General features: G+C 28.5%; 6 protein-coding genes, 1 rRNA gene and 1 other RNA gene. 1 reads left to right on the plus strand and 7 read right to left on the minus strand.

Going from position 1 to position 5,705, the window contains the following annotated elements:
* Nucleotides 1–100: ribosomal RNA gene (locus tag J7G74_RS09940) — 16S ribosomal RNA — on the minus strand; the annotation flags it as partial.
* A 423-nt stretch (nucleotides 101–523) separates the two neighbouring features.
* Nucleotides 524–754 (minus strand): glutaredoxin family protein, encoded by a 231-nt coding sequence (locus J7G74_RS09945; protein WP_297134778.1) that lies wholly within the window; start codon nucleotides 752–754, stop codon nucleotides 524–526.
* 186 nt (nucleotides 755–940) lie between these two features.
* Between J7G74_RS09945 and J7G74_RS09950 the strand changes: the two genes are divergently transcribed.
* Nucleotides 941–2,158, plus strand: a complete 1,218-nt coding sequence (locus tag J7G74_RS09950; RefSeq protein WP_297134781.1) for an MGDG synthase family glycosyltransferase — start codon at nucleotides 941–943, stop codon at nucleotides 2,156–2,158.
* A 45-nt stretch (nucleotides 2,159–2,203) separates the two neighbouring features.
* Here J7G74_RS09950 and J7G74_RS09955 read toward each other — a convergent pair whose 3' ends face one another.
* From J7G74_RS09955 to ffs, 5 genes are all read right to left on the minus strand, one after another.
* The gene (locus J7G74_RS09955; protein WP_297134783.1) at nucleotides 2,204–2,422 is read right to left on the minus strand and encodes a hypothetical protein; all 219 of its coding nucleotides are present in this window, start codon (nucleotides 2,420–2,422) and stop codon (nucleotides 2,204–2,206) included.
* Nucleotides 2,423–2,558: 136 nt separating this feature from the next.
* A complete protein-coding gene (recR, locus tag J7G74_RS09960; protein ID WP_297134785.1) occupies nucleotides 2,559–3,158 on the minus strand; it encodes a recombination mediator RecR in 600 nt (199 codons plus the stop codon).
* Between the two features lie 12 nt (nucleotides 3,159–3,170).
* The gene (locus tag J7G74_RS09965; RefSeq protein WP_297134787.1) at nucleotides 3,171–3,509 is read right to left on the minus strand and encodes a YbaB/EbfC family nucleoid-associated protein; all 339 of its coding nucleotides are present in this window, start codon (nucleotides 3,507–3,509) and stop codon (nucleotides 3,171–3,173) included.
* 69 nt (nucleotides 3,510–3,578) lie between these two features.
* Nucleotides 3,579–5,219: a DNA polymerase III subunit gamma/tau gene (gene dnaX / locus J7G74_RS09970; RefSeq protein WP_297134790.1), complete on the minus strand. Its 1,641-nt coding sequence runs from the start codon at nucleotides 5,217–5,219 to the stop codon at nucleotides 3,579–3,581.
* Between the two features lie 168 nt (nucleotides 5,220–5,387).
* Nucleotides 5,388–5,653, minus strand: an RNA gene (ffs, locus tag J7G74_RS09975) — signal recognition particle sRNA large type.
* Between the last annotated feature and the right edge of the window lie 52 nt (nucleotides 5,654–5,705).

Consider the following 5,705-nt stretch of genomic DNA (forward strand, 5'->3'; position numbering starts at 1 on the left):
TCACCCGTCCGCCGCTCTTTACCGAAGTAAATCGCTCGACTTGCATGTGTTAGGCACGCCGCCAGCGTTCATCCTGAGCCAGGATCAAACTCTCAAATAAAAGTTGTTACCTGCTCAGATTAATCATCATCTGAATATCTGGCTTGGTTTGTTTGTGTTTAATTCTTAAAGAATTAATTTATTGTTAACCTACTGTTTAATTTTCAAAGTTCTTATTCATTTCAGCTTCTTAATTTTACCAAAGCTTTTTTTCTTTGTCAACAACTTTTTTCAAAACTTTTTCAAGTTATTGACCGTTTCATCAACAAGTAATACTATATCATCTAACGACTTATACGTCAACAACTTTTTTCAAGTTTTTTGTTGATTTTTTGTCCTCGTCTCAAGGACAAGTAATACTATATCATTATATTCTTATATGGTCAATACTTTTTTATAAGTTTTTTTATTTTTTCTAAGATTAGTGTTTACTCTTTTTACTTTTTTATACTTTTAAATTCAAATTTACCTAATATATATATCTCTATATACCTGTTAATTGCTTAATTCTTTTCAAGTCAAAACCTAATACATCTTGTCCATCTATAACTATAACTGGAACTGATAAGTATCCTTTTTTTATTAGTTCTCTTTTGTATTCTTGATTAGAAGATATATTATATTCCATATATTCTATATTATTTTCTATAAAAAATTCCTTAGCCATTTTACATTGTCCACAAGTGTCACTTGTATATATTTCCACTTTTTTCATCGATTAGCCTCCTTAAATATGTTTATTACCTTGTTTTTTTTTCAATATTGTATTAGATTATTATTAACTTTATTATTAAATAATCCAATTGATACTTATTAGTATTTTGTTTTAAAGTACTTTTTATATTACATAAATTTATCAAATAATGCAATATAACTCTACAATTTATAGGAGGTTTTTATTATGCACAAAAAAGTTTTAATAATGTCAGCTTCTACCGGTGGCGGACATAATAGAGCTGCTAGAGCGATAAAAGAAGAATTAACTAAAAAAACAATAAATGGTATCACTATTGAATGTGAAATAATAGATAGTTTAAAAATTGTAAATGGAACTATGGATAAATTAATTTCTAGAGGTTATGAAAAATCCGCAAAATATACTCCTAAGGCTTGGGGAGGTGTATATAAATTATCAGAAACAAGTTTAGTATCTAAAAATGAATTTAAGGATAACCCCCTGACTTCTCTAATGTCTAGAAAATTAAAAAAGCTTCTTGATAATACTAAACCTGATTTAATAATAGGTACTCATCCTTTCCCAATGATTGCATTGAGTACATTAAAAAAATATTCAGAGTTGTATTCTAATTCTGAGTCAAGTTCGTTTACAGAAGCCATACATAAATATTATCACAATTTAAAAGTACCACCTTTAATAACTGTACTGACTGACTATACTACTCATTCAGCTTATATACAAAATGAAATAGATTATTATATTGCAGGGCATGAATATGTAAAAGAATTACTAATAGAAGACGGTATAGATTCTCAAAAGATTAAACCTTATGGTATACCAGTTGAAAAATCTTTCTTATGTCATAGAGATAGACATGAAGTTTTATCAGAACTAAATTTAGATCCTAGTAAGTTTACTGTTCTTTTAATGGGGGGTAGCTTTGGTGCTGGTAGCATAAAAGATACTTTATCAGAGCTAATTTCTATAAATAGAGATTTTCAAATAATAGTAGTCACAGGTAGAAATAAATCATTAAAAGAGAAATTAGAGAAAACATTAATCTCTAATGAACATAATCTAGATAAAAAAATATGTGTGCTTGGATTTACAGATAAAATGAATGATTTATTAGCCTCTGTAGATATATTAGTTTCAAAACCAGGTGGCCTTACTACTACTGAATCTCTATTAAAAGAAGTTCCTATGATAGTCCCTTATTTTATCCCAGGACAAGAAGAGGAAAATCTAGACTTTTTATCTAACTGTGGAGCTTCATTAAGAACTTCCAAAAAATATACATTATCTATTTTACTAAAAGTTCTTATAGATAATCCTGATAGAATAGAAATGACAAAACAAAATATAAGATCTATAAAAAAGCTTAATGCTTCACAAGACATAGCTAAATTAGCCTTTGATATACTTTCCGGGCAAAATTAAAATAAGCGTATGAAAATTTATAAATTTTCATACGCTTTTATTGTCTTAATATGGTTCATAAAAATCTTCTTCATAATCATACTGATAATTCTTATAATTATTCCTAAAATGTCCACTATTTTGATTCTTATTAAAAGATTTTTTACTCTTCTTGCCGTCTAATAAATCTTTGTATGTGTTTTTAATTTTGTCCTTAGATTTAATTTTTTTCTCTCTTTTTTGTTTCATTGCATTATGTTCTTCTAAGTTCATAGTCGATTTCATACTACACCCCTATATTTTTATATAATTACTACAATTAATATAATTATATAATACTAATATACTTTGTTCAATAAATTAAATTTTATGACTATATTATTTTATAACGCAAAATAAGACCAAGGATTTAACCTTAGTCTTATATCTCTCTTCTACCTTCTAATGCTTTTGATATAGTAACTTCATCAGCATATTCTAAATCTCCTCCTACAGGTAAACCATGAGCTATTCTAGTAACCTTAATTCCCATTGGTTTGACAAGCCTTGCTATATACATAGCAGTAGCTTCTCCTTCTATAGTAGGATTAGTAGCCATTATTATTTCTTTTACATCTTGATTAGCTAATCTAGTAATTAACTCTCTTACTTTTATCATATCTGGTCCTATACCGTCCATAGGAGATATAACACCGTTTAGTACATGATATTGTCCTTTAAACTCTTTAGTCCTTTCCATAGCAGCTACATCCCTAGGATCTTCTACTACACAGATTACACTAGAATCTCTATTAGGATTAGAACACATACTACAAGGATCCTTATCTGTTATATTACAACACACAGAGCAATACTTTATCTCATTCTTTGCTCCTAATATAGCTTTTGATAAAGACTCTACATCATTTGTATTCATGTTTATTACATGGAAAGCTAATCTTTGTGCTGTTTTTCTGCCTACACCTGGTAGTTTAGAAAACTCCTCTATAAGCCTATTGATAGGCTCAGTATAAATTTGCATATTTATCACCTACTAGAATAATCCTGGAATATTCATTCCTCCAGTAACTTTACTCATTTGATTTTGTTGCATATCATCAATTTTTCTTAAAGCCTCGTTTACAGCACTTATTACTAAGTCTTGTAACATTTCTATATCATCTGGATCAACTACTTCAGGTTTTATAGTCATATCTATAACTTCTTTTTTACCATTAACTTTAACTGTAACAGCTCCTCCACCTACTGAAGCCTCAACCTCTTTTTGTTCTAATTCTTCTTGCATCTTTTGCATATTTTCTTGCATTTTTTGAGCTTGTTTTAATATCGCATTCATGTTTCCTGGCATTCCACCAAATCCTTTTTTAGCCATGTTATGTATTTCCTCCTTAAATTTATGATTTTATATTATATCATAATATAATTTTTATCATTTATTATATTATTTTTCAATACTATCTTTTACCTCTAATATATTTTCATCCACTATACTTTTTAAAATTTCTTCTCCTTTATCTTTTTTATTATCAGATATTTCAAAGTTCATATTTGATACTTCAGATTTTAGTAGTATTTGAAGATTAAAACTTCTATTAAGAACTTTCCTTATTATTCCTTCTACATATTCCATAGTTTCTTTTGAACTAAGCCTTGATCTTGCAAAAGAGAAATTATCATTAAATATAATATATAGTGTACTCTTATTAACATTAAAGCTATTAACTTCTTTTAAAAGAGCATATATATTAGGTTTTTTGTCTTCTTTTATTTTTTGTATAATTTTTTTCCATGATGATTCTACTAATTTTACATCGTCACTCTTTACATCTTCATATACCACTTCTTCTTTAACTACTTCATTACTATTTTCTTCATCTATCTCGGATTTAGATATATTTTCATTTTCTTCTTTGACTGATACAACTTTAATATTGCCAGTTTCTATTATTTTTTCTAAATTCTCTATCCGTTTAATTAAAGCTTCTTTACTTTCATCAAACATAGGTTGACCTATTTTCATAATAGTAACTTCAGCTAATATTCTAGTATTAGAAGAGGATTTCATAGAGTCTTGGGTTTCGGATAATATATTTAATATTCTTATTAAATCATTTATCTCAATATTTTTTGCTTGTTCTTTTAATCTATCGATACTCTCTTCTGGTAATGATATTATTTCCTCTAAATCTTTTGATACTTTGCATACCATTATATTTCTAAAATGATCTATCAGATCATTTATTAAATTTCTTATATCTTTTCCCCAAACAATGAATTCATTTAAAATTTGAAGAGATTTTTTTGTGTTCTCATCTATTATAGCTTGAGATAATTCAAAAAGCTCATCTATATTTACAGTCCCAAGTAATTCTATTACATCATCATATTCTATCTTATCATTACCAAAAGACATACATTGATCTAATATACTAAGAGCATCCCTTAAAGCTCCCTGTGAGTTTCTAGCTATTAAACTTAACGCTTTGTCTTCGGCTTCTATGTTTTCTCTTTTACATATATATGCCATCCTATTGGCTATATCTTTTGATGATACTCTTTTAAAATCGAACCTTTGGCACCTAGATAGTATAGTCGCAGGTATTTTATGTGGCTCAGTTGTTGCTAATATAAAAATAACATATGATGGTGGTTCTTCTAATGTTTTTAACAATGCATTAAAGGCTCCTTGAGATAGCATATGCACCTCATCTATTATGTACACCTTATATTTTGCTTTTGAAGGAGTATATTTCACACTTTCTCTTAACTCCCTTATATCATCTACACTATTATTAGATGCAGCATCAATTTCTACTATATCCATGATGTTATCATTTAAAGTGTCCTTGCATATATCACATTCATTACAAGGCTCTTCATTTATAGAATTTAAACAATTCACTGCTCTAGCAAATATTTTCGCTGTAGATGTTTTACCTGTACCTCTTGTTCCTGAAAATAAATATGCATGGCCTATATTATTATTCTTTATTTGATTTTTTAAAGTTTTTACTATATGTTCTTGACCAACTACATCTTCAAAGTTTTTAGGTCTATATACTCTATACAATGCTTTATGCATATTTACATCTCCTTCAAACTAATTTCACTAATTTTCAAAGCATATCTATAATTTTTTCCAATCAAGATACATTTATATCATATATTTTATAATAAATAAAAATATTTGTTAATTAAATTTTGATACAAAAAAATCCCTCATAAAGGGACCTATTTTTATATATAAATGCTGTACACCATCTATTGATTAATGCTTCACAGACGTTACCAAGACAGTTAGCTCAACTTAGGCACTCCTATGTCACATGTAAGGGTTCACTTACCGCTGCTTCCTTCCGGACCTGACGGAGTTCATGAGCTTACATTGCATAGGACCTAAGCATCAACACCACTTATCCTGGGCAGCTCTACAAAGCAAAAACCTCTAGATGGAATTCAATCCTGCTATAGCGGATTGCAGGTTACAGGGCACCGCTACCTCCCCATCTAGTACAGCAAAGTTACAATCATATTTATTTGTTGGCGGAGAGAGTGGGATTTGAACCCA

This window comes from Terrisporobacter sp., assembly GCF_017888745.1.
Classification (GTDB): Bacteria; Bacillota; Clostridia; order Peptostreptococcales; family Peptostreptococcaceae; genus Terrisporobacter.

Excerpts from the sequence above, each read along its gene's own strand:
- recR (WP_297134785.1), bottom strand. The coding sequence starts at position 3,158 with ATGCAAATTTATACTGAGCCTATCAATAGGCTTATAGAGGAGTTTTCT.
- J7G74_RS09950 (WP_297134781.1), top strand. The coding sequence starts at position 941 with ATGCACAAAAAAGTTTTAATAATGTCAGCTTCTACCGGTGGCGGACAT.
- J7G74_RS09955 (WP_297134783.1), bottom strand. The coding sequence starts at position 2,422 with ATGAAATCGACTATGAACTTAGAAGAACATAATGCAATGAAACAAAAA.
- J7G74_RS09965 (WP_297134787.1), bottom strand. The coding sequence starts at position 3,509 with ATGGCTAAAAAAGGATTTGGTGGAATGCCAGGAAACATGAATGCGATA.
- dnaX (WP_297134790.1), bottom strand. The coding sequence starts at position 5,219 with ATGCATAAAGCATTGTATAGAGTATATAGACCTAAAAACTTTGAAGAT.
- J7G74_RS09945 (WP_297134778.1), bottom strand. The coding sequence starts at position 754 with ATGAAAAAAGTGGAAATATATACAAGTGACACTTGTGGACAATGTAAA.